Here is a 24,287-nt window from a genome sequence, read left to right on the forward strand (position 1 = left end):
AAGTAATGTCTAATGTGGCTCTTGCAGCTATTTTGGTTCCATTGTCTGTGACATTGGCTCATGCTCAGGGTCTTCCAATTGGAACTTTCGCAGTTCCTGTAGCTATTGCTTGTTCATTATCCTATGTATTACCAACAGCTGGTCCAACTGTAGCTATGGCTTATGGAACGGGCTTTGTTAAAATAAAAGAAATATTTAAGGCTGGTTTCCCACTAGTTATAATAGGTGCAATTTTATCTATTATAATTATTTTCACAATAGGGAAACCATTTTTAGGGGCTTAAATTTTATCTTTAACTTGAATTAATTTGTAGTTCAAGTTGAGATATTCATTTTATTTTTTATTTTTTTAATTTTATTTATTTTATTATTTTATCCTTTATTTTTTCCTTAATTTTTTAATTTCTAATTTTATTTCTTAAAGATTAATATTTATATCATTTCAAATATTTTCATATATATTCAGATATTTTAAGATATTTTCATATATTTAAGATATTTCATTTTTCATCAAATATTCTTAAGTTAATTTTAAGTTAATTTTAAATTATTTATAAGGAAACATTAATATATTATAAAAATAAAAATTATCACATTAGATAATATTATTGATAATATTTATAACATTAAATATTATTGTGGATATATTATACTATATAATATTATATATAATATGATATTTAGATATATTATAGATAATATGGATTAGATATTATTTTAATTAATTTTAAATAATTTAAAAAGTTACAAGTAATTTTACAATTAGTAATTTTACGGAAAATTTACATATAATTTACAAATAACTTATAAATAATTACAAAATACTTAAAAAATAATTATGGTGATTTTATGGCGGGAATTATAGGATATGGAGCCTTTGTGCCATCATATAGGATAAAAGTCGAAGAAATAGCTAAGGTGTGGGGAGATAATCCAAAAGCAATATCAAATGGGCTTGTGGTAACTGAAAAATCTGTTCCTGCTCCTGATGAAGACACAGCTACAATTTCTGTTGAAGCTGCAAGAAATGCGTTAGCTAGGGCACAAATTGATCCTCAAAAAATTGGAGCGGTTTATGTTGGTTCTGAATCTCATCCTTATGCAGTTAAACCAACAGCAACTATTGTAGCTGAAGCTGTAATGGCAACACCTGCTATGACTGCGGCAGATCTTGAATTTGCTTGTAAAGCAGGTACTGCAGGTATGCAAGCAGCTATTGGTTTAGTTGACTCAAACAAAATTGAATATGGTTTAGCTATTGGTGCTGATACTTCTCAAGGTGCTCCTGGAGATGCTCTTGAATATACTGCATCAGCTGGTGGAGCAGCTTATATCATTGGAAAAGAAGGAACAAAAAATGGTTCAATAGCTGATTTTGGTGAACTTTTTAGTTTTACTACTGATACTCCAGATTTTTATAGGAGAGAAGGTCAACCTTATCCATCTCATGGTGGAAGGTTCACTGGTGAACCTGCATATTTTAAACATGTAGAAGGCGCAGCAAAAGGTATATTTGAGAAAACTGGAACTACAGCTAGTGATTATGATTATGCAGTTTTCCATCAACCTAATGGTAAATTTTACTTAAAAGTTGGTAAAAAACTTGGATTTACTAATGATCAGATTAAAGATGGTCTTTTAACTCCTGTTATTGGAAATACTTATTCTGGAGCTACACCTATTGGTCTTGCTTCTATTTTGGATAAAGCTCAAGCTGGAGATAAAATATTGGCTATTTCATATGGTTCAGGTTCTGGTAGTGATGCATTTACTATTAATGTTACTGAAAATATTGATGAAAAGAGAGAATTAGCTCCTAAACTTGAAAAAATGATTGAAAATAAATCTTACGTTGATTATGCAGTTTATGCTAAGTATAAAGGTAAATTAAGAATGTAAATATTATTGTGAGGAAAAGATAATATGAGAGATGTTGCGATTATAGGTGTTTCACAAACTAAATTTGGAGAATTGTGGGACTCATCATTTAGACAATTAATAGCTGAAGCAGGACTTGGGGCTATTGAAGATTCAAACATAGCAGGAAATGATTTAGATGCAATGTTTGTTGGAAACATGACTGCAGGTTTATTTATCCAACAAGAACATATTGCAGCTCTTATAGCTGATCATACTGGATTAAATCCTGTTTCTTCTACAAGAGTTGAAGCAGCTTGTGCTTCTGGAGGTCTTGCTCTTAGACAAGGTGTTATGGCTGTTGCTTCTGGTTATCATGATATAGTAATTTCTGCAGGTGTAGAAAAGATGACTGATGTTGTGGATGCAACACCTGCTATAGCTACTGCATCTGACCAAGAATGGGAAGCTCAACAAGGGGTAACTTTCCCATCACTTTATGCAATGATGGCTAGACGTCATATGTATGAATATGGAACTACTCGTGAACAATTAGCTGAGTTTTCTGTTATTAATCATAGAAATGCTACTAAAAACCCAAGAGCTCAATATCCTTTTGAAATTACTGTTGATAAGGTTTTAAACTCTACAGTAGTTGCTGACCCATTAACATTACTTGATTGTTCTCCAGTTACTGATGGAGCAGCTGCAGTTGTTTTATGTCCTGCTGAAGATGCAAGAAAGTATACTGACACTCCAATTTATGTTAAAGCTTCTACTCAAGCTTCTGATACAATAACTTTACATGATAGAAAAGATATTACTACGATTGAATCTACTAAAGTAGCTGCTAAAAAAGCTTATGAAATGGCTGGTGTTACAACTAAAGATATTGATGCAGTTGAAGTACATGATTGTTTCTCAATCAATGGTATTTTAGCTATTGAAGATCTTGGATTTGTTGAAAAAGGTCAAGGTGGCCCAGCTGTTGAGGAAGGTATTACTCATATTGGTGGAGAAATTCCAGTTAATCCATCTGGTGGATTAAAAGCTAGAGGTCATCCTCTTGGAGCTACAGGAATAGCTCAAGCAGCAGAAATCGTTTGGCAATTAAGAGGAGAAGCAGACAAACGCCAAGTAGATGGGGCTGAAATTGGTATGACTCACAATATTGGTGGTACTGGTGGAACAGCTGCTGTACATATTTTATCTAGGTAATTTAAATCCTAGGTAGCTATTAATTTATTTAATAGCTTTTTTTTTTGCTTTTTTATTATTTTTACTTTAATTTTTATTTTATTATTTTATTTTTTAGTATTCTTAGTTTTTTATTTTTATTTTTTATTTATTTATTAAATTATCAATAAAATCCATATCTAAGTTTTTTTCAACTATTTCAGCTAACTTATCTATTGAATAATCTTTTTTTGTTTCATAAGGATCTTCACCAAATTTTGGTTCTATTCCTTTGTTTTCTCGAATATAATTTAATAAGGCTCTTCTAAAATTATAGTTATGGAATATTCCATGGAAATAGGTGCCAAATATATTTTCTCTTTTTGATCCATCAAATAATCCTTCTTTATTTTTTTCTTTTTTGTTTCCTATGCCTTTTTCTATTTTTAGTAATGGTTCTTCATTAAATAGTGTTGTTGTTCCTTCATGAATTTCATATCCTGTAATTATTTCGCCTGTAATTGATGAAAAGATATCAGAGGAATTTGAACTATTTTCTTCACTTGATTTATCTAATATTATTCCTTCACTTTGTTCAACAATTTTCTCTTCTGATGAGTTATGTTTGAAGTGAGTCTCTATATCTAAAAGTCCAAGTCCATCTACAGAACCATTCTGTGATTCTCTATTATTTTCATCAAATATTCTATTTCCAAGAATTTGATATCCTCCACATAAACCTACAATTGGAATTTGGGGATTGTTTTTAGCTATTTTTCTTATTTGATCAGCTAATCCTGATTTTTCTATAGCTATCATATCTTCAGTTGTATTTCTTGTTCCTGGCAATATAATTGCATCTAGACTAGTATTACCTTTTTCATCAGCTATACTTTCATTAATATCAATAAGTTTTAAACCAACATCTTCTTCAAATTCAAATGGATCAATATCTGTGAAGTTAGCTATTTTTGGGAAACGAATAACTCCAATTGTTATTTCTTTGTTTGGATTGAATTTATGTTCAAATAATGATGCAGAATCTTCTTCTGGTAATTGAAGATCATGATCATAAGGTAAAACACCAAGAACTGGTGCATCTATTATTTTTTCTATTTTTTCTATTCCTGGCATAAGTATATCGAGATTTCCACTAAATTTATTAATAATCACTGCTTTAAGTCGAGACCTGTCATAATCATCTAAAAGAGAGAATGTTCCAGCTATTGAAGCAAAAACACCTCCTTTATCAATATCTGCTACAAGAAAAACATCGGCATCTGACATATGAGCTATTTCCATATTAGCTAAATCTTCTTTTCTCATATTAATCTCAGCAGGAGATCCAGCTCCTTCAATAATTATTATATCATATTGCGAGTCTAATATAGCTAATGACTCTTTTATTGCAGCTAAAGCTTTATCTCTAAAATCATGTTGATATTGATAAAAATTCATATCAGCTATTGCTTTTCCTTGAATTATTACTTGTGATGTAAAGTTGCCCTTTGGTTTAAGGAGTATAGGATTCATGTGAATACTTGGTTCAATATCAGCTGCTTCAGCTTGAAGAACTTGTGCAATAGCTATTTCTCCATTTTCTTTTGTGGTATATGAGTTTAGTGACATATTTTGTGATTTAAATGGTGCTACTTTATATCCTCTTCGTGAATAAATCCTACAAAGTGCTGCTACCATAACACTTTTTCCTGCATTTGATGAAGTTCCTTGAACCATTATACATTTCGCCATAATTTTACCTTTTTCATGCTTAAAAACTTTATATTAAATAGAAATATATATTTAAATAAAATATGTTTTTAAAATTTTATTTTATTTTATTATATTTAATAATATTAAATAACTTATATTAGATATTATAATTAATTAATATATAAAATTAACAATATTTGATAATTTATAAATTGATATTGATTTTTTGAAAATTAATTTTTTGAAATTTTTCATGTTTTTTTCTTCTTTTATTTTCTTATTTTTATATTACTATTTTCAGTTTTATTATAAGATTTAAATATAATTAAAAATATTTAAATATAAACATCAAATATATTTGTAAATTTTCTATATATTTCATATATTCGACATATATTTTTCATGAATATTTTATTTTAATTACTTTTATTTACTAAAATACAATAATTTATATATAAGAAAGAAACATATAATAATTTAATATAAGAAATACAAATAATCTTTAAAATCATTTTAGTAATATTAATAATCTTAAATTAATAATGATTAATTATTAATAAAAAGATTAATTAAAGTGATGATATAAATTATTAATATAAAAAATTAAATATAAAGATTAATTTAATAATTAAATATTAATTAAAAATTAATCAAAAATTAAATCCAAACTTAATTGAGGTAACTATATGAAAATCAATAGGATATCATCTGATTTTGCTGATGATAATGATTATGTTAATAAAAATGTTAATAATGATTTGAATATTGATAAAACTTCGATTAAGAAAGAGGCGATTAAAATTACATTTGATACTAATAATAACCATGATTCTACTGAAATAAAGGAGAATGATGATATTTCTGAAGAAGAATTTCAAGAAGATAATTTAGAAAAAGAATCAGATGATTTTGATGAAAAACCAAATGAAAAATCTAATGATGAGCTAATTGCAAATAATGAAAAAGTAATTCCTCATGAAAATGATGAACCAATGTTAGATTATGATAATATTGGAAGTACTAAAGATATTGATGTACCTCCTCTTTTAATTGATCAAGTCATTGGTCATGAAGATTCTGTTGAAACCATTAAAAAGGCAGCTAAACAAAGAAGAAATGTTCTTCTTATTGGTGATCCTGGTGTAGGTAAATCAATGATAGCTAAAGGAATGGCAGAACTTCTTCCTCCTGAAGTACTTCAAGATGTATTAGTTTATCCTAATGCTGAAGATTCAAATAATCCTTTAATTAGAACTGTTCCTTCTGGTGAGGGTAAAAAAATTGTAATGGCTAATAAAAATACTACAAAAGGTTATGAAGAGAAAAAACTTCTTGTAACAATGATTTTAATTGCAGGTGTTTTAGCTCTTGGTTTCATGTATAGAAGTCAATTAATCTTTGCAATTCTAGCTGCTGTTTTCATATTCTTTATATCAATGCAAATAAAACCAAAGAACATGACTATGGCTCCAAAATTGTTAGTTAATAATGCTGAAAAAAGATTTTCTCCATTTGAAGATGCTACTGGTGCTCATGCAGGTGCACTTCTTGGTGATGTTCGCCACGATCCATATCAATCTGGAGGTTTAGGAACTCCGGCACATGAGCGTGTTGAACCTGGTATGATTCACAAAGCTAATCGTGGAGTTTTATACATTGATGAAATTGGTACAATGTCAATGAAAACTCAACAAGAACTTCTTTCAGCTATGCAAGAGAAAAAATATTCCATTACTGGTCAAAGTGAAAATAGTAGTGGTGCAATGGTTCGTTCTCAAGCAGTTCCTTGTGATTTCGTTCTTGTAGCTTCTGGTAATATACAAGTTCTTGAAGGTATGCATATAGCTATGCGTTCTAGAATTAGAGGTTATGGTTACGAAGTCTTTATGAAAGATAATATGCCTGATACAGAAAATAATAGGAAAAAACTCATTCAATTTGTAGCTCAAGAAGTTAAAAATGATGGTAGAATTCCTCATTTCTCTCCAGATGCATTAGATGAAATAATAAGAGAAGCTAAACGTAGGGCTGGTAAAAAAGAATCTTTAACTCTCAAATTAAGAGATTTAGGAGGTCTTGTTAGAGCCGCAGGAGATGTGGCTAAAGAAGAAAATTCTAATCTTGTTGAAGCTGAGCATGTTTTAACAGCTAAAAAATACTCAAGAACTTTAGAACAGCAAATAGCTGATAGATCTATTTCCCAAAGAAAAGAATATGCTGTATTCAATCCAGAAGGTGGAAAAATTGGTATGGTTAATGGATTATCTGTTATTGGGGATAGAAGTGGTTTAATGTTACCTATAGCTGCTGAAGCAGCCCCTGCTCAGAGTAGGAAAGAAGGTAAAATTATTGCTACTGGAAAACTTGGTGAAATAGCTAAAGAATCTGTTCAAAACGTTAGTGCACTTATTAAAAAACATACTGGTACTGATATCTCACAATATGATATTCACATTCAGTTTTTACAAACTTATGATGGTGTTGAAGGAGATAGTGCAAGTGTTTCAATTGCAGCAGCTGTTATTTCAGCTATTGAAGAAATTCCAATTGATCAAACTGTTGCTTTAACTGGTTCTCTTAGTGTTCGTGGAGATGTTTTACCAATTGGTGGAGCTACTAGTAAGATTGAAGCTGCAGCTGAAGCAGGAATCAAAAAAGTCATAATTCCAAGATCTAACATGAAAGATGTCATGATTGAGAAGAAGTATGAGGATGAAATTGAAATCATTCCTGTTGATACTTTAAGTGATGTTTTAGAGAATATCCTTATTGGATGTACTGAAAAAAGTAGCTTAATTAAGAAAATGAAAAAAATTAGTAGTGCAGTAGTTGATAAAGTTCCTAATAGGCCTTTAAATAGCTGTGATGCACCTTCTAAGTCTTAAATCTTAAACACTATATACATATAGAAATTTTTTTCTTTTTTCTATTTTTATTTATTTTAATTCTTTTTTTATTTTATTTCTAATATTTATTCATTTTTAACTTGTTTTTATTTATTTTAATTCTTTTTATATTTTATTTAATAATTTTCATTATTTTTAAAATAATTTTATTAATATTTAAATAAAATAAATATAATTGCTAAAAAACTTGTATTAATTTTTTAGAAATAGAATAGATTAAATAAGAATAAAACAATGTGAATAAGGATATTCATAATTAAAAAGAAAATAAAATAATATATAGTTAATATATAGCTAATATATAATTAAAAATATAATTAAAAAATTTTAAGATAATAATTAAAAAGAAAATAAAATAATATTTAATTAATTATAATTTAAGATAATTTTAAGATAATAATTAAAAAGAAAATAAATAATGAAAAGATATAATTATTTTAAAGCATCTGCAATTACTTTAGCTATTGATATACAACTAACTTCAGATTTCAATGAATTGGTTCCAGCTATTGATTTAGCTCCAGCAGCGTATATTTTTAGTATTGCATCATTGACAAGAAGTGGATGAACACAACAAACATTAACTGATTTAGCTCCGTGTTCTTTGAGGATTCCAATAGCGTTTACTATGGTTCCTCCTGTAGCTATAATATCATCGATTATAACTGCTTCTTTGCCTTCTACAGACTGAATGTCTACTTTTTTTTCTTCATTCTTTTTTAAATCTTTTAATTCAGGATCATCAGGATCAAAATCACATCTTATGTCTGCTATTTTTGTTTCAACTTTATCTGGTCCAAGACGGACTTTATTCATATAAGTACATCTACAATCTAATATTTTAGCTATTTCTTCTGCAAAACTAAGGGCTCCTTTATCAGGAGCTATAATAATTGGCTCTTCAGTTATGTTATCAATATATTCAGCAATTGCTCCCATAGCTGAAATATTTTTAGTTGGAATGGTGAAAAACTCTCTTACACTATCTTCATGAAGATTTATTGATAATATTTCATCTGCTCCAGATTTTTCAATTAAATTAGCTACAATTTTTGCGGAAATAGCTTCTCCTTCTTTAAATCTTTTTTCTTGTCTTCCATATCCAAAATAAGGAATAACAACTTTTATTTTTTCACAGCCAAGGTCTTTTAAATTTTGAATTAGAAAGAGTAATTCAATTAGATTTTCGTCTTGAGGATAGCCTGTTGATTGAACAATCACTGCTTCTTTATCAATTTTCCCTTTGATTCGAATATATCTTTCTCCATCAGGAAATTTTTTAGTTTCGATTGAACATAAACAATCTTCAAGTTCTTCTGCAACATTAGCTGCTAATTTTTGGGAAGCTGAACCACCAATTATCAATAATATCACCATTTAACTATAATATAATAGTTTGTATTATTTCTTATTTATAATTTTATATAATTTATATGTTTTTAATAATTTCAAGTATTTTTAATAATTTTTATATAATTTAAAATATATTTTTAATAGTTTTAATATTTTTTATATTTTTATATAATTCCAAATATGTTTTTAATAAATTAATGATTTTTATAATTTTATAATTTTATAATTTTTATAACTTTTGTATATTATAATATTTTAATATAATCTCAATATTTCTCATAATGGACTCTTTCTTCATGATATTTATCTACAAATTTATTTTCCTGACCTTCTTGTGGATATCCAATACTAATCATATTAAATGGTTTTAAATTTTCACCAAGGTTGAAGAATTCACTTATAAATTTCATCCTATGTTCATGTGGAGCAACATTAACCCAAACAGCACCTAAATCTAAGTAGCTAGCTTCAAGAAGTAACATTGTTGCTGCAGCAGCCATGTCTTGCTGCCAAACTTTCTTAAAATGTGAGTTATCCATATTTGCTATAAGAACAATAGCTAGTGTTGCACCTTCCAACATTTTTGAATTATGGTCCATTTTACTCAATTCTTTTATTGTGTCTTTATTTTTAACAACAATAAACTCCCATGGTTCTTGTCCCATTCTAGAACCTGGTGCTTGCATTGCAGCCCTTATCATTTTGTCTATTTTTTCATCTTCAATTTCATCTTCACGATACTTTCGAATACTTCTTCTTTTATTTATTATTTCCATATTTTCGCCTCTGTTTTTTATTGTATAATATATTTCTTGTTATAATTTTTATTATAATTATTATTTTAAAATTTCTATTAAAATCTCAATTTATAAGTTCTATTTGTAGATTTTATTTACAGCTTTTATTTAGTTTTTTATTTAGTTTTTTATTTGCAGTTTTTATTTTATTATTATTTTTAAATTTTTTATATTAATAATAAATAATAATAAATAATAATTGGAAAGATATATTATAGATGTGTTCTAAATAGTTAATTATTATATTTTATTATATTTATTTTAACTAATATCTGAAATGATAGTATTTATTAAATGTATTAAATATTTATTAAATGTATTAAATCTAATATTAAATTTATTATTAAGAGGTAGGATAATGCACGAATTATCAATGGCTGATGGTATTTTAAAAGCTGTTATTGCAAATGCTGAACAAAGTGACGCTACTGAAGTTATAGAAGTTACAGTTGAAATTGGAAAATTAGCTCTTCTTAACCCTGAGCAGGTAAAATTCATGCTTGGTGTTCTTAGTGAGGATACTATAGCTAATGGTGCTAAATTTACTATGGAAGAAATTCCTATTGAAATTGAATGTAAAGAATGTGATTATATAGGAATAGCTAATGGAGATGATCTTGATCATTATTCTCCTATTGTGGAATGTCCTAAATGTGAAAGTAAACTTGTTAATGTTACTAATGGTAAAGATTGTATTGTAAAAAATATAGTTATCGAAAAACCAGATGATTAACTGAATATTTTTTAAATTAATTAAATTTAATTAAATTTAATTAATTTTAATTTTTAAATCTAACTTATAAAGGAATGATTATTATGCATAAAGTAGCTGAAATTGAAGTTCAACATAATATAATGAAAGCTAATAAGAAGTTAGCTGATAAAAACCAAAAAATTTTTGATGATAATAATGTTTTTTGTGTTGATTTTGTAGGAGCTATTGGTTCTGGAAAAACATCTCTTATTGAAGATCTTATTGACAATATGAATGGTTCAATCGGTGTTATAGCTGGTGATGTAATAAGTAAATTTGATGCTGGCCGATTTGAACGTCATAATGTTCCAGTTGTAGGTCTTAATACTGGAAAAGAATGTCATCTTGATGCTCATCTTGTTGAACATGTTCTTGATGATATGCCTATGGATAAAATTGATTACTTATTCATTGAAAATGTAGGGAATCTTATTTGTCCTGTTGACTTTGATTTAGGTTCTCATATGAGAATAGTGGTAATTAGTGTTAGTGAAGGGGATGATACTGTAGAGAAACATCCTTTAATATTCCAAGGTGCAGATCTTGTTATTATTAATAAAGTGGACATAGCTGATGCTGTTGGAGCAAATAGTGACAAAATGGTCCAAGACGTTCATGATATTAACCCTAATGTTAAAGTTATTAAAAGTAGTCTTAAAGAAGGTCAAGGTTTAGAAGAAATCATTTTAGCTATTGAAGAATTTAAAAATACCTAGATTATAAAAATATGTTCTTATTATAAGAATTTATTATAAAAATTTATTTAAAAATTTATTTAAGAACTTATTTAATAATTTACTTAATAATTCGTTGTAAGAATTTATTATAAAAATTTATTATAAATTTTTTAAAAAAGTTTAATATCTCATTTATAAAAATATAGTGTCATAAGGTGATTATTATGAAAATATGGATAGATATAACTAATGCTCCACATGTTAGATTTTTTAAAGATATAATCAAATACTTTCAAGATGAAGGTGAAGATCTAATAATCACTGCTAGACAATTTGGAGATATTCATAAACTAATGGATATGTATGGTTTTGACTTTATTTCTGTTGGAAAGCATGGAGTAAAGCTACATGAAAAGCTAAAAGAAAGTACTGCTAGAGTCAATGATCTTGTTGATATAGTTGCTCATGAAAAAGTTGATGTTGCTCTTTCTAAACATTCAATTGAATTGCCTCGTATTTCTTTTGGTCTTGGAATCCCTAGTATCTATGTTTTAGATAATGAACATGCTGAAGCAGCTAATAAACTCACTCTCCCTTTATGTGATCGTCTTATAGCTCCAAGAATAATAGATATGTGGAAATTAATTGGTTATGGGGCAGATCCTAATAAACTTATTAGATATAACGGAACTTCTGAAATTATCCATTTTAAGAGTTTTAATTATAATGAAGATATTTTTGATGATATGAATTTGAATCTAACTTCTTCAAAAACAATTTTAATGAGGCCTGAACCATCTCTTGCTTCTTATCTTGATGCTGATTGTAGGGTTTCAGTTCTTTCACCAATAGTTGATGTTTTAAAAGAATATGCAAATATTCTTATACTTCCTAGATTTAAAGAACAAGCAGATATATTTGAAGGTATAGAAAATGTTACAATTCTTAAACCTCCTGTAGATACTTCAAGCATAATTAAAAAGTGCGATCTTGTTATTGGTGCTGGGGGAACTATGAATAGGGAAGCTGCTGTTTTACACACTCCTGTTATATCTTGTTATCCTGGAGTTCCTTTATCTGTTGATCAATATTATATTAATCGAGATTTAATGTTTAGATCTAATGATACTGATGAAATTATAAATAAAGCTTTAAGTTTTCTAGTAAATCATAAAAATCATAATGAAATTCAACATGATGATTTATTTCAATTAATTATTGATAATGTTTATGATTTGGCTAAAAATGGAAAATAAATAATGAATTATTGATTATTAATTAATGTATTCTTTTTTTGTATTCTTTTTATTTAATTTTTTAATTTTTAATCTATTTTATCTATTTTCTATATAGTTTTTATTTATTTTTTATATTTTTTCATTTTTAATCTATTTTATCTGATTTTTATTCATTTAATTTTTATCTTTTTATTAGTTAAATTTAAATAGTTTAAAAACAAATTTTCTATAGTATGGGCTGGTAGCTCAGATGGTAGATCGTCGCCTTGGCATGGCGGAGGCCCCGGGTTCAAATCCCGGTCAGTCCATTTTTTAATTATTATTTTTAATATTAAAAATATATTATATATTTAAGATTTATTAATAGATTTAATGGAAAAACTTTTTATAAAGTGAAATCTTAATATATTTATATTATAGATAAATACTATTACTTATTATAATTATTAATATTATTAATATTATTAATTACTGTTAAGATTATTATTACAACATCAATTTTATGGGAGTTTTCAATGCCTTTAATAGCTCAAAATCATTTTCAATTTATATTAGAAATAGGTGCGATAATTTTTGCACTAGTTACATTTACACTTAATTTAGTTCCAATTTCTCTTAGTATAATTACATTTTTATCCTTATTTTTATCTGTAGGGTTTACACTTCTTTTTGGAGCAGATTTAGTACTTTTATTTACTTCATTTGGACAAAATGAGTTTACTCATCCTTTTGGACCAATTGCACTTCTAGCAATAATAACTTCTTTAGCTTCATTAAAAATAATGGAAGATTCTGGAGTTAATGTAAAAGGATTACAAAAATTAGTTTTTGGTCTATTAATTGGTGTAACTGTATTTGGAGGATTGATGCACAGATCTTTCTTATTACTTTGGATTTTAGGATTATTCATTGGTTATTTCTTAATATCTAAATCATTTAGACAAAAATCTTTCTTAACAGTTAAAAGAATTTTGATATTTTTAGGATTAGGTGGAGCTGCATTTGCTGCTTTACAATTGATTTCAATGGTAACACATATGGAAATATTTTCACCATTACTAAGGATTACAAGACTTGAAACAAACTCTATTGCAAGTTTAAAAATGGTTCTACATAATACTCAACTAATTGGTCATACTCAGGGTTCTGCCTATTGGGGAGCTCAAGATACAGGTTTTGCATCGGGATATATAAGTCTTCCAATGTCACTAATTATCATGTTTGGGTTGCCATTTCCGCTCTTTTATGGTATTTTAGTATCAAAAAAAGATGCTATTGATTATATGCTCCCTGGAACTTTTGGTTATGCATTTGATTTCGGTTATCTAGGTCTAGTATGTCTTGTAGGTTTTACTATTTTCACGGTAATCGTAGGGCTTATGATATTAAAAGAATACCGGGAAAAGAGGGAGAAAAACAATAAAAAATATTTAGGTAAGGAAGTTCTTCTAATAGGGTCGCTTACGGCTTTCATAGCTCAAGCATTGATAGGATTATTTATATTCAATCGTTCTATCAATGGTACTGCACTTTTAACTTTTATATTCTTGGCATCTATGGTACTTGCTCATGTTGTTTCTTTAAAACGTGATTGACATAGTATATTTATAAATATTTAATAAGAAAACATAAAAAATAAATTGTATGTAGATTATATATTTAGATTATATAATATTATATAAAAATTAGAATATTATGTTATAGGTTAAGTATTTAGGATTAATTTAAATTATATTTTTATATAAATTATATTATAAAGAAATTATATTATAAAAGATAAAATTATAAACTAAATATTTAAAATTAAATAAATATTGAAAATAGATTATATTAACTTTTAGTTTATATTATTTATTTTATAAAATTTTTTATAAAGTTATTTGGACGATATTATGAAAAAAGCTTTAATATTATTGGGATGTCCAGAATCTCCTTCTCAAACACCAATAGCTATTTATGCAGCTCAAAAATTAGCTAAAATGGACTATGAAGTTACTATAGCCAGTACTCCATCTGCAGCTAAACTTTTAGAAGTTTCAGATCCTGATGAGTATTATGTGAAAAATAAAATGGATATTGAATCTTGTTTAGATGGTTTAGAACAAGGACAATATGATTTATTAGTAGGTTTTGTACATAAAGATGCTGCTGCTTCTTATTTCATTACTTTCTACCATATTCTACAATGTGAAGCTATAGCTTTAGTATTTGAAAAAGATACAAAATTAATAGAAGAATTTGAAAATATGGTTGCTGAAAATACCGATGCTAAAATAGTATCTGTGAGAGCTTTCCATAATCCAACTCCATTAAGAGTTAAGTTTGATAAAGTTTTAAAAGAATTACAATGATTATTTGATTATTATGGGTGTGTTTATTTTATGTCATTTTGTTTAGAGACTTATCTTCAGCAGTCTGATGATTATGAAGTTTTACTTTCACGAGCAGGATTCAAAGAATGTGCAGAAATTATAAAAGAAAAAGCTGATGAAGTTCTTTATATAAATCCTGGTGATAAAGTTCTTGGAGTTCGTATTATTGGAATTCCTCCAATTCCTGTTGGAATTAATAATGATAAGGGAACTATAATTATTTCTTATACTAAACCTTGTCATGGAACTGCAGCTATTGAATTACCTGTTGATATTAAAGAAATTGAAAACATTAGAAAAATTGCTATTGATAAATAGATTGTTATAGTTACTCTATAATTTTTCTTATTATCAAATTATAGATTTTATTTTTGTTTTTATTTTTACTTTTACTTTTTGAGGAATTAGATGATTAGTACTGTTGTTGGTAGCTATCCGGTGTATAAAAAAGAAGGAAAATCAAGGAAAAACAAGATTTTATCATATGTGGGTACTCATGATCCTTGTAAAATAGCTATTCAACACTCTGTTGAATCTCAACTTACTGCAGGAATTGATATTATTTCTGATGGTCAAGTTAGGGGGGAAATGGTTGAACTGTTTACAAAAAGTGTTCCTGGGTTTAAAATTGAAGGAAATACCTATGTTATCAATTCTAAAATAGCTAAACATCATAAATCTATTGGAGCTAGTGATTTAAAATTAGCTATTAAATATATGAATAACTTCCTGAAAAATTCAAACTTTACTGATGATGAAAAAGCTAAAAAAGGTGTTAAAGGTATTGTTACTGGTCCATGTACCATAGTTCAATCTTCTAAATTAGGCCCAATTTATAAGGATAAAAACACTGCTATCTTGGATATGGCTCATGTTTTAATGGATGAATGTGCTTCTCTTGAAAAAGCTGGTGCAAAACTAATTCAAATAGATGAACCTTTTATTTCCACTGGTTTAATTGATATGAAAATAGCTAAAAAAGCTATTGACATTATTGCTGATGAGATAGCTATTCCTGTAGCACTTCATTCATGTGGAGATGTTAAATCTGTTTTTAAGGATATTATAGCTTTTAATGTAGATATTATTGATTGTGAGTTTGCAGGTCATCATAGTAATCTAAATGTTTTAGCTAAATATGCAAATGATTTAAAAACAGCTAATAAAAAGATTGGTTTAGGTGTTATTGATACTAAAAAATCAACTATTGATTCTATTGATGAGATATCTAACATAATCGAGAAAGGAATATCTATAATAGGGAAAGAAAATCTTCTAATCGATCCTGACTGTGGTATGAAACTACTTTCAGATAATGTTGCCTTTTCTAAACTTAAAAACATGGTTGAAGCTATGAATAGGTTTTAATACATTTATTATTTTTCTGGATTCTTTATTTATTTTTATTTTTTATTATAATTATTAAAAATATAATCATTAAAAATTGCTTATATTATAAAATACATTAATTTCATATATAATGTATCTCAAATATTATCATAGTTAAAACTAATTGGGATAATTATTGAATTTGCAATAAGTTTTTATTAAAATTATTTTTAATTAAATTTAAAATATTTTTTTGATCAAAGTTTGGAGATATATAATGGCTACTTTAATAGAAGTTGATGAAATAGCAGATGGATGGGAAACATTAGTTAAAAAGATAATTAAAGAAGGTAAAGATGTTAATGATGAAAGGGGATCATTAACTAAAGAAATCCTAAATGTAATGGTATCCATCAAAAAACCATTAGGTAAGGCAAATAGTGGTGATTTTTTCAATATTAAATCTAAAGTATCTGATATTTTAGATATTAAAGTTCCTGAAGGTTATTTTTGGGGAGGAGATAAGCTTAAAACCTATAGTGAACAATTCATCAGCGATGACAAACAAGGTTTTATTTATACATATGGAAACCGTCTCAGAGCTCATTTTGATGAAGTTGATCAGATCGATGAAGCAATTAAAAGACTTAATAATTGCAGAGAATCAAGAAGAGCTATTTCTATCACATGGGATCAAGTGATTGATACTCAAAATGATGAAGTTCCTTGTATGATCCTTGTTGACTTTAAAATAAGAGATGATAAACTTTATACAACTGCTCTATGGAGAAGTCATGATATTTATGGGGCATGGTTCCCAAATGCTGTAGGTCTAACTTATTTAGCTCAATATGTTTCAAAAAGAGTTGATGTTCCTATTGGATCAATTACAATCCATTCAATCAGTGCTCATATTTATGAAGTTAATTTTCCAGAAGCTAATAAGTTGTTAGAATAAAATTATTTGTTGATTTTTAATTTAGTTTTATTTTTCTTATTTTAGATATTTTTTTCTTATTTTTTTCTTATTTTATTTTTATTAATTATTTATTATATATTCATATAATTTCTATAGTTTCTTATTTTTTCATTTACTTGTATTGTTTTCTATTAAGTAATTTTTATTTTTTCATTTACTTTGCATTGTTTTCTATTAATTAGTCCTTATTTTTTATTTTACTATTTATTTATTTTATATATTAGTTTATATTAGTTTTGAATGGTTAAATCAAGCAATAAAGTTTAAATAGTAGTTTTTTAATATTAAATATTGATATTCATAATTTTATGTTATGATATAATTAAATTTAATAATTTTGATTGTGATTGATAGAGCGATATAGTGATAATATGGAAACCAATAAACAAATATGTGGCAATAAAAGAATATCTTTCTTTTTTTTAGCCGGGCTTTTGATATTGTTTGTCATATTATCTTTTTCTTCCATTAATAATGTATATGGTTCTGATAGTGAAATTATTTTTGGAAAAAATGATGAAAATAATTTAGATAATGATTTGGATGAGTTAGATAATAATACCAATAATGATATCCATAATGTCTATAATAATAATAATCTTGTTTTGGAGAATGATTCTGAGTATCGAAATGATTCTATTGAAAGTAATGATTCAAATGATAATGAAAGTTCTAATGGTACTAATAATATAAATATTGGCTCACCAAATAGTGCTGGTGGTGTTACAGTCTCAACTTCTTCTAATGGACATTCGGTTTCTAAATTAGCTTCACTAGATAATACTCATTTTTCAAAAGCCACATCTATTTCTTTTTCTGCTAATCATTCTTCTATCTCTAATTTTCTTTCTCCTAATTTTTATCATTCTAATTATAATAATGAACTTTTATATGGTGATTATGGAGGCGGTAATGCCTTTTATCCTTTAAATAAAAAGGATAGTTTAGAAAAAATTGGAGAAAATTCTATTAAAGCAGGTAATAGGGATTTTAATAGTTTTTTCTCTGCTTTTTCATATAATTCTAATTATAATGAATATACTGATAGTAATATTTATAATGATAATTATTTTATCAATCCTCCTTTAGTAATTTTAATTTCTAACTCTAATTTGGATTTTAAAGGAACCAGTATTGAAAAATATAATAATTTTTTAAATGAAATATCTAATCTTGAATTTAATAAAATAGCTATTAATGAAGATATTTCAGTTATTAAATCATTGGAGTCGCGTCCTAACCCTATTTTTTCTGCTTTGTTTTTTATAACAATTTTCATGGAACATCATGATAATGGAAAAGAACCATTAAACTCTTTTTAAACAATTATTAATAGCTAAATCTTATTTAGCTAGTGTAAACTAGATATTTAATTAGCTATTATCAATGGACTTATTTTTTAGTTCAATTCATTATTTGAACTAATAATTTATTAACTACATAATAAAATGGTTAAATAATCCATTAAAGGATGTGAAAATATGAAAACAAAATATAAACACATGATAGTAGTTATAATTCTCTTTTTTAGTTTTATAGCTGTAGTTTCTTCTGTGTCTGCATGTGCACCACCATCATATGAGCTTGATGAAGGTCATAAAACATTTGATAATAAAAATTATAAGGTTTATACTTCATGGTATGCCCATAGATATTCTCAAGGTAAAAATGATGATATAATGGTTTATAATGAATATAAACTTAAAAACAAGAAAACTAAAGCTGTTCGCAATGCAATTGTCTTTTATGATATAGAGAAAATTAAAAAGAATAGAATAAAAGTCACAACTACTTATTCATCAGAACCTAAAATAGCAAAAACAAAAATATATAAAACAAAGCTAAGTGTAAGAGCTTTTTACTGGAAATATATTGAAACAAAATTTACAAGTAAAATTGATAAAAAAGCTTTTTATAAAGAAATAGTTTTTGATAAAGGTAAACTTGAAGCTATTCTACCTTATAATGACACAAACAATGAAACAAATCCAGATAATATAAATTCAGTAAAACATAGAATAGATTGGATAGCTAAAACTTATACAAAGTTTCCAAATATCCTCTATATTAAGCAGAATTATTGGGATAATGCTCCTATAGAGTGGCAGATGTATGGTCCAGATAAAGTAACATATGTTTCAGATGGAAGTTATGAATATTATTCTCCTTCTATTACTCTTCAAAAAACTAATAAAAACACAATTAGAATTGAAATTGGTAGTTTGAATAAATTAAATGGGGATATAATAAAACATAAAATTTATAATGTTAAGTCTAATCTACCTTTAAAAAAATATTATCTAAAAGTCTTTAAACCAAAGATGGTTAAGATGTTTTCTGTGAATTAATGGTGGTTATATGAATTATTTTGAAAAAAACATAAGATGGAAAGATTTTCTCATTTCTTTTCTTCTTCTTTTAGCTATGGTTGTTGTTATCTTCAGTTTTATTGGTGTGAGTGAAGGAGCAACTAATAATGAAACAATTAATATGAGTTCTGATTCTAAAAATATTAATGAATCTATTGAAAATCTTTCAAATATTGATAATAAGTCAATTATTGATGGTAATTTAAGTAAACCTATATTAGGTCTATATGGGGGTATTAGAGGATATAATGAGTCTAGTAATGTTATTTTAGAGTTTAATGTTACTCGTGCAAATATAGCTACTATGATGGTATGTGGAGGTAGTAAATCATATCTATATTTAGATGTTTCTCTTCGTTATAAGGAGGATAATTCTCCTCTTTCTAATCAAATAGTATATTTGATTATTGGGAATGAAACAACTTCTTTTATTACAAATGAAAATGGTATTATTCATTATTTATATTCTCCTAATATTTTTGGTCTTGTGACTTTTGGGGCTGTATTTAATGAGTCGAGTATTCTTGATAATGGTTCTTTCATTGATTTAGAACCTGTTTCAGTATATGGGGATTATTATATAAGTGAACCTTATCCTTATTATCCTCATATTATACCAAGCCCTAATATTATACAATATACTCCTGATCCTGAATCTAATTCTGATTTATTTTCTCCAAAAGATTTAAGTATCAATAAATCAAATTATGGTTCTAATTTTCCTAAAGTTGGAGATAAATCAGGAAATAATTCTCAAGTAGTATATGGGAAGATGAAAGAAACAAGTGTTCCATCATTGCCATTAATAGTATTTTTAATAGCTATTTTAGGTATTTTTGGTTTTAAAAGAAATAATAATTAATTAAAGAGCTGTCAAAATCCTGATGAAAATAATTTAGTATTAAAAATTTATTCTTAATCTAAATTTTTAAAAGGAATAAGAAAAACATTATAAAAATTAAAAAATTGATTTAAGGGGAGACTATATGAATTATTTTGAAAAAAATATAAGATGGAAAGATTTTTTTATTTCTTTTCTTCTACTTTTAGCTATGGTTGTTGTTACCTTTAGTTTTATTGGTGTGAGTGAAGGTGCAACTATTAATGATATGAATAATAAGGGAACTATTTCGAAAAATCTTAAGGTTAAAAGTAGTGCTGCATCTAATGTTATAATTGATAATAAATCTGTTTTACCTATTAAAAAATCGAAGTCTAATAAGAATCTTAAGCTAATTCATTGGAAATCTTATAGTTCAAGCAAAAGTGTAACTGTTTTCAGTCGTTATTCTCAAGGAAAATATAAAAGCACTATTAAGAAAACTATAATAAAAAAAATTGCTAAGAATAAATTGAAAATATCTTCACAAGGAACTGTTAGATATGTTAGAACTAAACATGGTCCTAAATCTTATTATTTAAATATTTATAAACCAAAAATGCTTAATAATACCATTAAAAAAGGAGTTTTTGACGAAGGTTTTGGATATATTCATATTCCCGATGAATATCTTGACTACGAGCTACGACCAAATAATCCTTTTAAATCTTCGTGGAAAGCTGAAATCAATGGAAATAGGATAATTATTAATGAATTTTGCGAAGACTCTAATATTATAAAGAATACTAAGTTTAGAAAAGGTAGTATTTTTAGAACTATCATAATCGAAAAAATAGGAAATGGGTTAGATTTCAAAATCAATTCACATTACATATTCTGTGAAAGAGAAGGTATATCACATCCGGCCGTTGTTGCTAGTGTAAGCTATTATTATATTGAAAAGAATTTACTTCCGTTGGAACATTATTTGAATGTTTATAAAAAAATTATTACTAAAAATTCTCTTAATAATTTTAAACCTACAATTCCTTCGGATAAATATAGGGTAGCAGGATAATCCTATTTAATGAGGAAGAAAAAGTAGATTTTATTGAAATAAATTTAACTATTGTGGATTATTTCAAAGAAATTTATAATTAAAAATAAATTTTCTTTCTTATTTCTTATTTTTTCTTTTTTAGTTTTTATTTATAATATTCTTATAATTATTTTTTATATTAACTAAAAACAATATATAACTCAATTTAAAAATTATTTAATTATTTTTTATTTTAATTTAAAAATATTTATATTCTATCTAAAAATTATTTATAAATATTTTATAAATAAAATTATATATTAAAAATTTTAATGATTGAATATTTACATAAATTTAATAATGATGATAACTAATATTTTATTATAATAATTGATTAATGTATAGTAACAGTATTTACATAGTTATTTGTATTGATAATTTTAAGATTAAAAAATTCTTATTTTATTACTATACCTTGATTTAAGAGGATATGTTAATCAAATAGTAAAATTATTTATTGGTTAAATGTTGAATTTGACTATTACTAAATTTATTAGTATATATCATAACATTAAATTATTACAAACAATTTATTAAAAATTTAATAAAAAAATTTAAAATAAGGTTTAAAATAAAATATAAGATTTAAAATAATATTTTTAAAATAATATTTATATAATTTTTAAGGAGAATATAATGAAAATAGGAATGTCTCATGGTGCTGGTGGAGAAGTTATGGGAAAACTTATCTCTGAAACCATTCTTAATAATTTATCAAAAAAGTCTGTAAATGGAGGAATAGGATTAGATGCTCTTGATGATGGAGCTACAATTCCTTTAGGCGATCAAGAAATTGTTGTTACCACTGATGGTCATACAATCAACCCACTTTTCTTTCCAGGTGGTGATATTGGAAGAATATCTGCAGCTGGAACTATAAATGATATAGCTGTTATGGGAGCTAAACCTTTAGCTATAACAAATGCAATGATTATTAGAGAAGGATTCTCTATCGAAGATCTTGATAAAATAATTAAATCTATGGATGAAACTTGTAGGGAAGCTGATGTTGGAGTCATTGCTGGAGATACTAAAGTAATGGAACAAGACAAGATTGATGAAATGGTTGTTGTTACTACTGGTATTGGGGTTGTTGAAAAAGGAAAAGCTGTTCGTGATTCTGGTTTAAATGTTGGAGATAAAATAATACTAACTGGAAGTATTGGAGATCATGGAATGTCTTTAATGTCTTTTAGAGAAGGTTTTGGTTTTGAAACAGACCTTAAATCTGATGTTGCTCCTGTTTGGGGTATGGTAGAGAAAGCTCTTGAAGTTGGAGGAGTAACTGCAATGAAAGATCCTACTAGGGGAGGTTTAGCTAATGCTATTAATGAAATGGCAACTAAATCTAATGTTAGTGTTCTTCTTCAAGATGAAGCAATTCCTGTTAAACAACAAGTTAAAGCTGTTTCTGATATGCTTGGAATCGATCCATATGAAGTAGCTAATGAAGGAAAGATTGTAATGGGTGTTAAAAGCGATTTAGCTGAAGAAACTTTAGAAGCTATATCTAAGGATAAATATGGTAAAGATGCAGCTATTGTAGGGGAAGTTATTAACAGTGATAATAATCATGTTTTAATAGAAACTGCTGTAGGTGGACAAAGAATATTAGAATCTCCTATTGCAGATCCTGTTCCTAGAGTATGCTGATTATTTATAATTTATTAATAATTAATATAAATTCATAGAATATAGATATAGCAAATTTTAATAGAATATTGATAGTAAATTCAAAGTAAAAAACATTTTTGAAACAAGTTTATTTAATGGTGGTATTATGACAAATTTATTTAAAAAAAGAACTTTAGCTTATATTGCCGATTATTTTGTTGTTATGGCAGTTATGTGGATTATTGCAGAATTATTGGTTGTTGTAGTATTTCCTTTTGGAGCATTTTTCATATATGAATATTTAATAATTTTAGCTCCATTTGTTGGAATGATTTATTTTGTTCTATTGGAAAAAAATTTGGGAACTACTGTTGGTAAGCATTTATTATTTATAAAAGTTGTTTCTAATAGTAAAAAAAATTATTATTCTAATATTTCTTATGTACAAGCTATAATAAGGAACCTTTCAAAAATATACTGGTTTCCAATAATTATAGATGTGATTATTGGTCGTATTTTTGGATCTTCAAATGAAAGAATTTTAGGAAGAATTTCTAGAACTGAAGTTATTAATGAAGATATTAAATCTGACAAAAAATAGTTCATTTTTGATGAATATAGAGATGAATATATTGGATATAGGGATGGATATAGATAGATTATTGAATAAGATTTATATTAATATATAAAATATAAATTGTAATATATGAAATTTATATATGAATATATAAGTAAATTATGTGGTGATTATTTGGATACAATCATATGGCCTTCTTACATTGATTCTAAGAGAAGTAGAAAAGAAGGAAGGAAAATAAACAAGAGTGATGCAGTTGCTGATCCAAAATTAACTGAAATTTCACGTGCTGCTAGAAAATTAAATTTAAATCCTAAAACTGAAGATGATAAATTATATCCTAGATTTTGGTGGGAAAGTTCTGGACGAATTATCATTGAAAGAAAAGATATATCTAAAAATAAAATTTTAGCTAATATTAGTCAAGAAATAAAAAATCTAAGACAGAAATGATTTTATAAAGAATAATTATTTATTACTAAATATATAGATTATTATTCTATTAATTTATTATTTATTTTAATTATTTTCTATTATATTTATCATATTTATCATATTTATCATATTTATCATATTTATCATATTTATGATATTTATCTATTGATAATATTGATTATACTGATTTCATTGGATTTTATTGAGTTATATTATATTTAA

General features: G+C 26.2%; 22 protein-coding genes and 1 tRNA gene. 20 read left to right on the forward strand and 3 right to left on the reverse strand.

The window, feature by feature from the left end; genetic code table 11:
- The 3 genes from KQY27_RS03735 to KQY27_RS03745 all read left to right on the forward strand — a co-directional run.
- Positions 1–284, forward strand: a 284-nt coding sequence (locus tag KQY27_RS03735) for an anion permease (RefSeq protein WP_224425239.1), incomplete at its 5' end; no start/stop codon positions are given.
- A 565-nt stretch (positions 285–849) separates the two neighbouring features.
- Positions 850–1,899 carry a hydroxymethylglutaryl-CoA synthase gene (locus KQY27_RS03740; protein WP_224425240.1) on the forward strand — a complete coding sequence of 350 codons (1,050 nt, stop codon included), beginning with the start codon at positions 850–852 and terminating at the stop codon, positions 1,897–1,899.
- A gap of 24 nt (positions 1,900–1,923) precedes the next feature.
- Complete coding sequence (locus KQY27_RS03745) at positions 1,924–3,075, forward strand: thiolase domain-containing protein (protein WP_224425241.1); 1,152 nt, start codon at positions 1,924–1,926, stop codon at positions 3,073–3,075.
- Positions 3,076–3,198: 123 nt separating this feature from the next.
- Here KQY27_RS03745 and cobQ read toward each other — a convergent pair whose 3' ends face one another.
- Positions 3,199–4,785: a cobyric acid synthase CobQ gene (gene cobQ / locus KQY27_RS03750; RefSeq protein WP_224425242.1), complete on the reverse strand. Its 1,587-nt coding sequence runs from the start codon at positions 4,783–4,785 to the stop codon at positions 3,199–3,201.
- Positions 4,786–5,738: 953 nt separating this feature from the next.
- Between cobQ and lonB the strand changes: the two genes are divergently transcribed.
- Positions 5,739–7,631: an ATP-dependent protease LonB gene (lonB, locus tag KQY27_RS03755; RefSeq protein WP_224425306.1), complete on the forward strand. Its 1,893-nt coding sequence runs from the start codon at positions 5,739–5,741 to the stop codon at positions 7,629–7,631.
- Between the two features lie 453 nt (positions 7,632–8,084).
- On the opposite strand, the gene KQY27_RS03760 is transcribed toward lonB, so the two are convergent.
- Together KQY27_RS03760 and KQY27_RS03765 are read right to left on the reverse strand one after the other, a co-directional pair.
- Entirely contained in the window at positions 8,085–9,017 is a 933-nt protein-coding gene (locus tag KQY27_RS03760) for a ribose-phosphate diphosphokinase (protein WP_224425243.1), read from the reverse strand.
- Positions 9,018–9,271: 254 nt separating this feature from the next.
- A complete protein-coding gene (locus tag KQY27_RS03765; RefSeq protein WP_224425244.1) occupies positions 9,272–9,781 on the reverse strand; it encodes a nitroreductase family protein in 510 nt (169 codons plus the stop codon).
- Positions 9,782–10,160: 379 nt separating this feature from the next.
- Here KQY27_RS03765 and hypA point away from each other — a divergent pair, with 379 nt between their 5' ends.
- The 16 genes from hypA (at position 10,161) to KQY27_RS03845 (ending at position 24,083) form a co-directional block, all read left to right on the forward strand.
- Positions 10,161–10,535, forward strand: coding sequence for a hydrogenase maturation nickel metallochaperone HypA (gene hypA / locus KQY27_RS03770; protein ID WP_224425245.1), 375 nt, complete (start codon positions 10,161–10,163; stop codon positions 10,533–10,535).
- 83 nt (positions 10,536–10,618) lie between these two features.
- Entirely contained in the window at positions 10,619–11,272 is a 654-nt protein-coding gene (gene hypB, locus KQY27_RS03775; RefSeq protein WP_224425246.1) for a hydrogenase nickel incorporation protein HypB, read from the forward strand.
- Between the two features lie 176 nt (positions 11,273–11,448).
- Positions 11,449–12,489: a DUF354 domain-containing protein gene (locus KQY27_RS03780; RefSeq protein ID WP_224425247.1), complete on the forward strand. Its 1,041-nt coding sequence runs from the start codon at positions 11,449–11,451 to the stop codon at positions 12,487–12,489.
- A gap of 217 nt (positions 12,490–12,706) precedes the next feature.
- A tRNA-Ala gene (locus KQY27_RS03785) sits at positions 12,707–12,779 on the forward strand.
- Between the two features lie 207 nt (positions 12,780–12,986).
- A complete protein-coding gene (locus KQY27_RS03790; protein ID WP_224425248.1) occupies positions 12,987–14,066 on the forward strand; it encodes a hypothetical protein in 1,080 nt (359 codons plus the stop codon).
- Between the two features lie 297 nt (positions 14,067–14,363).
- Positions 14,364–14,822, forward strand: a complete 459-nt coding sequence (locus tag KQY27_RS03795) for a DUF1890 domain-containing protein (RefSeq protein WP_224425249.1) — start codon at positions 14,364–14,366, stop codon at positions 14,820–14,822.
- A 30-nt stretch (positions 14,823–14,852) separates the two neighbouring features.
- Positions 14,853–15,161, forward strand: a complete 309-nt coding sequence (locus KQY27_RS03800) for a DUF1894 domain-containing protein (protein ID WP_224425250.1) — start codon at positions 14,853–14,855, stop codon at positions 15,159–15,161.
- Between the two features lie 90 nt (positions 15,162–15,251).
- Entirely contained in the window at positions 15,252–16,211 is a 960-nt protein-coding gene (locus KQY27_RS03805; protein ID WP_224425251.1) for a methionine synthase, read from the forward strand.
- Positions 16,212–16,449: 238 nt separating this feature from the next.
- Positions 16,450–17,130, forward strand: coding sequence for a thymidylate synthase (locus KQY27_RS03810; RefSeq protein ID WP_224425252.1), 681 nt, complete (start codon positions 16,450–16,452; stop codon positions 17,128–17,130).
- A gap of 392 nt (positions 17,131–17,522) precedes the next feature.
- Positions 17,523–18,473 carry a hypothetical protein gene (locus KQY27_RS03815; RefSeq protein WP_224425253.1) on the forward strand — a complete coding sequence of 317 codons (951 nt, stop codon included), beginning with the start codon at positions 17,523–17,525 and terminating at the stop codon, positions 18,471–18,473.
- Between the two features lie 159 nt (positions 18,474–18,632).
- A complete protein-coding gene (locus KQY27_RS03820) occupies positions 18,633–19,499 on the forward strand; it encodes a hypothetical protein (protein WP_224425254.1) in 867 nt (288 codons plus the stop codon).
- Positions 19,500–19,509: 10 nt separating this feature from the next.
- Positions 19,510–20,382, forward strand: a complete 873-nt coding sequence (locus KQY27_RS03825; RefSeq protein ID WP_224425255.1) for a hypothetical protein — start codon at positions 19,510–19,512, stop codon at positions 20,380–20,382.
- A gap of 124 nt (positions 20,383–20,506) precedes the next feature.
- Positions 20,507–21,418, forward strand: coding sequence for a hypothetical protein (locus tag KQY27_RS03830; protein WP_224425256.1), 912 nt, complete (start codon positions 20,507–20,509; stop codon positions 21,416–21,418).
- A 657-nt stretch (positions 21,419–22,075) separates the two neighbouring features.
- The gene (gene hypE / locus KQY27_RS03835) at positions 22,076–23,092 is read left to right on the forward strand and encodes a hydrogenase expression/formation protein HypE (RefSeq protein WP_224425257.1); all 1,017 of its coding nucleotides are present in this window, start codon (positions 22,076–22,078) and stop codon (positions 23,090–23,092) included.
- A gap of 127 nt (positions 23,093–23,219) precedes the next feature.
- Entirely contained in the window at positions 23,220–23,654 is a 435-nt protein-coding gene (locus tag KQY27_RS03840; RefSeq protein WP_224425258.1) for an RDD family protein, read from the forward strand.
- A 150-nt stretch (positions 23,655–23,804) separates the two neighbouring features.
- The gene (locus tag KQY27_RS03845; protein ID WP_224425259.1) at positions 23,805–24,083 is read left to right on the forward strand and encodes a signal recognition particle subunit SRP19/SEC65 family protein; all 279 of its coding nucleotides are present in this window, start codon (positions 23,805–23,807) and stop codon (positions 24,081–24,083) included.
- The last annotated feature ends 204 nt before the right edge of the window (positions 24,084–24,287 follow it).

Origin of the sequence: Methanobrevibacter sp. TMH8 (assembly GCF_020148105.1) — an archaeon.
In the GTDB taxonomy this organism is placed as follows: Archaea; Methanobacteriota; Methanobacteria; order Methanobacteriales; family Methanobacteriaceae; genus Methanobinarius.

Excerpts from the sequence above, each read along its gene's own strand:
- KQY27_RS03815 (WP_224425253.1), top strand. The coding sequence starts at position 17,523 with ATGGAAACCAATAAACAAATATGTGGCAATAAAAGAATATCTTTCTTT.
- KQY27_RS03805 (WP_224425251.1), top strand. The coding sequence starts at position 15,252 with ATGATTAGTACTGTTGTTGGTAGCTATCCGGTGTATAAAAAAGAAGGA.
- lonB (WP_224425306.1), top strand. The coding sequence starts at position 5,739 with ATGTTAGATTATGATAATATTGGAAGTACTAAAGATATTGATGTACCT.
- KQY27_RS03810 (WP_224425252.1), top strand. The coding sequence starts at position 16,450 with ATGGCTACTTTAATAGAAGTTGATGAAATAGCAGATGGATGGGAAACA.
- KQY27_RS03765 (WP_224425244.1), bottom strand. The coding sequence starts at position 9,781 with ATGGAAATAATAAATAAAAGAAGAAGTATTCGAAAGTATCGTGAAGAT.
- KQY27_RS03820 (WP_224425254.1), top strand. The coding sequence starts at position 18,633 with ATGAAAACAAAATATAAACACATGATAGTAGTTATAATTCTCTTTTTT.
- KQY27_RS03740 (WP_224425240.1), top strand. The coding sequence starts at position 850 with ATGGCGGGAATTATAGGATATGGAGCCTTTGTGCCATCATATAGGATA.
- KQY27_RS03840 (WP_224425258.1), top strand. The coding sequence starts at position 23,220 with ATGACAAATTTATTTAAAAAAAGAACTTTAGCTTATATTGCCGATTAT.
- KQY27_RS03825 (WP_224425255.1), top strand. The coding sequence starts at position 19,510 with ATGAATTATTTTGAAAAAAACATAAGATGGAAAGATTTTCTCATTTCT.
- KQY27_RS03745 (WP_224425241.1), top strand. The coding sequence starts at position 1,924 with ATGAGAGATGTTGCGATTATAGGTGTTTCACAAACTAAATTTGGAGAA.
- KQY27_RS03795 (WP_224425249.1), top strand. The coding sequence starts at position 14,364 with ATGAAAAAAGCTTTAATATTATTGGGATGTCCAGAATCTCCTTCTCAA.
- KQY27_RS03790 (WP_224425248.1), top strand. The coding sequence starts at position 12,987 with ATGCCTTTAATAGCTCAAAATCATTTTCAATTTATATTAGAAATAGGT.
- hypB (WP_224425246.1), top strand. The coding sequence starts at position 10,619 with ATGCATAAAGTAGCTGAAATTGAAGTTCAACATAATATAATGAAAGCT.
- hypE (WP_224425257.1), top strand. The coding sequence starts at position 22,076 with ATGAAAATAGGAATGTCTCATGGTGCTGGTGGAGAAGTTATGGGAAAA.
- hypA (WP_224425245.1), top strand. The coding sequence starts at position 10,161 with ATGCACGAATTATCAATGGCTGATGGTATTTTAAAAGCTGTTATTGCA.
- KQY27_RS03800 (WP_224425250.1), top strand. The coding sequence starts at position 14,853 with ATGTCATTTTGTTTAGAGACTTATCTTCAGCAGTCTGATGATTATGAA.
- cobQ (WP_224425242.1), bottom strand. The coding sequence starts at position 4,785 with ATGGCGAAATGTATAATGGTTCAAGGAACTTCATCAAATGCAGGAAAA.
- KQY27_RS03830 (WP_224425256.1), top strand. The coding sequence starts at position 20,507 with ATGAATTATTTTGAAAAAAATATAAGATGGAAAGATTTTTTTATTTCT.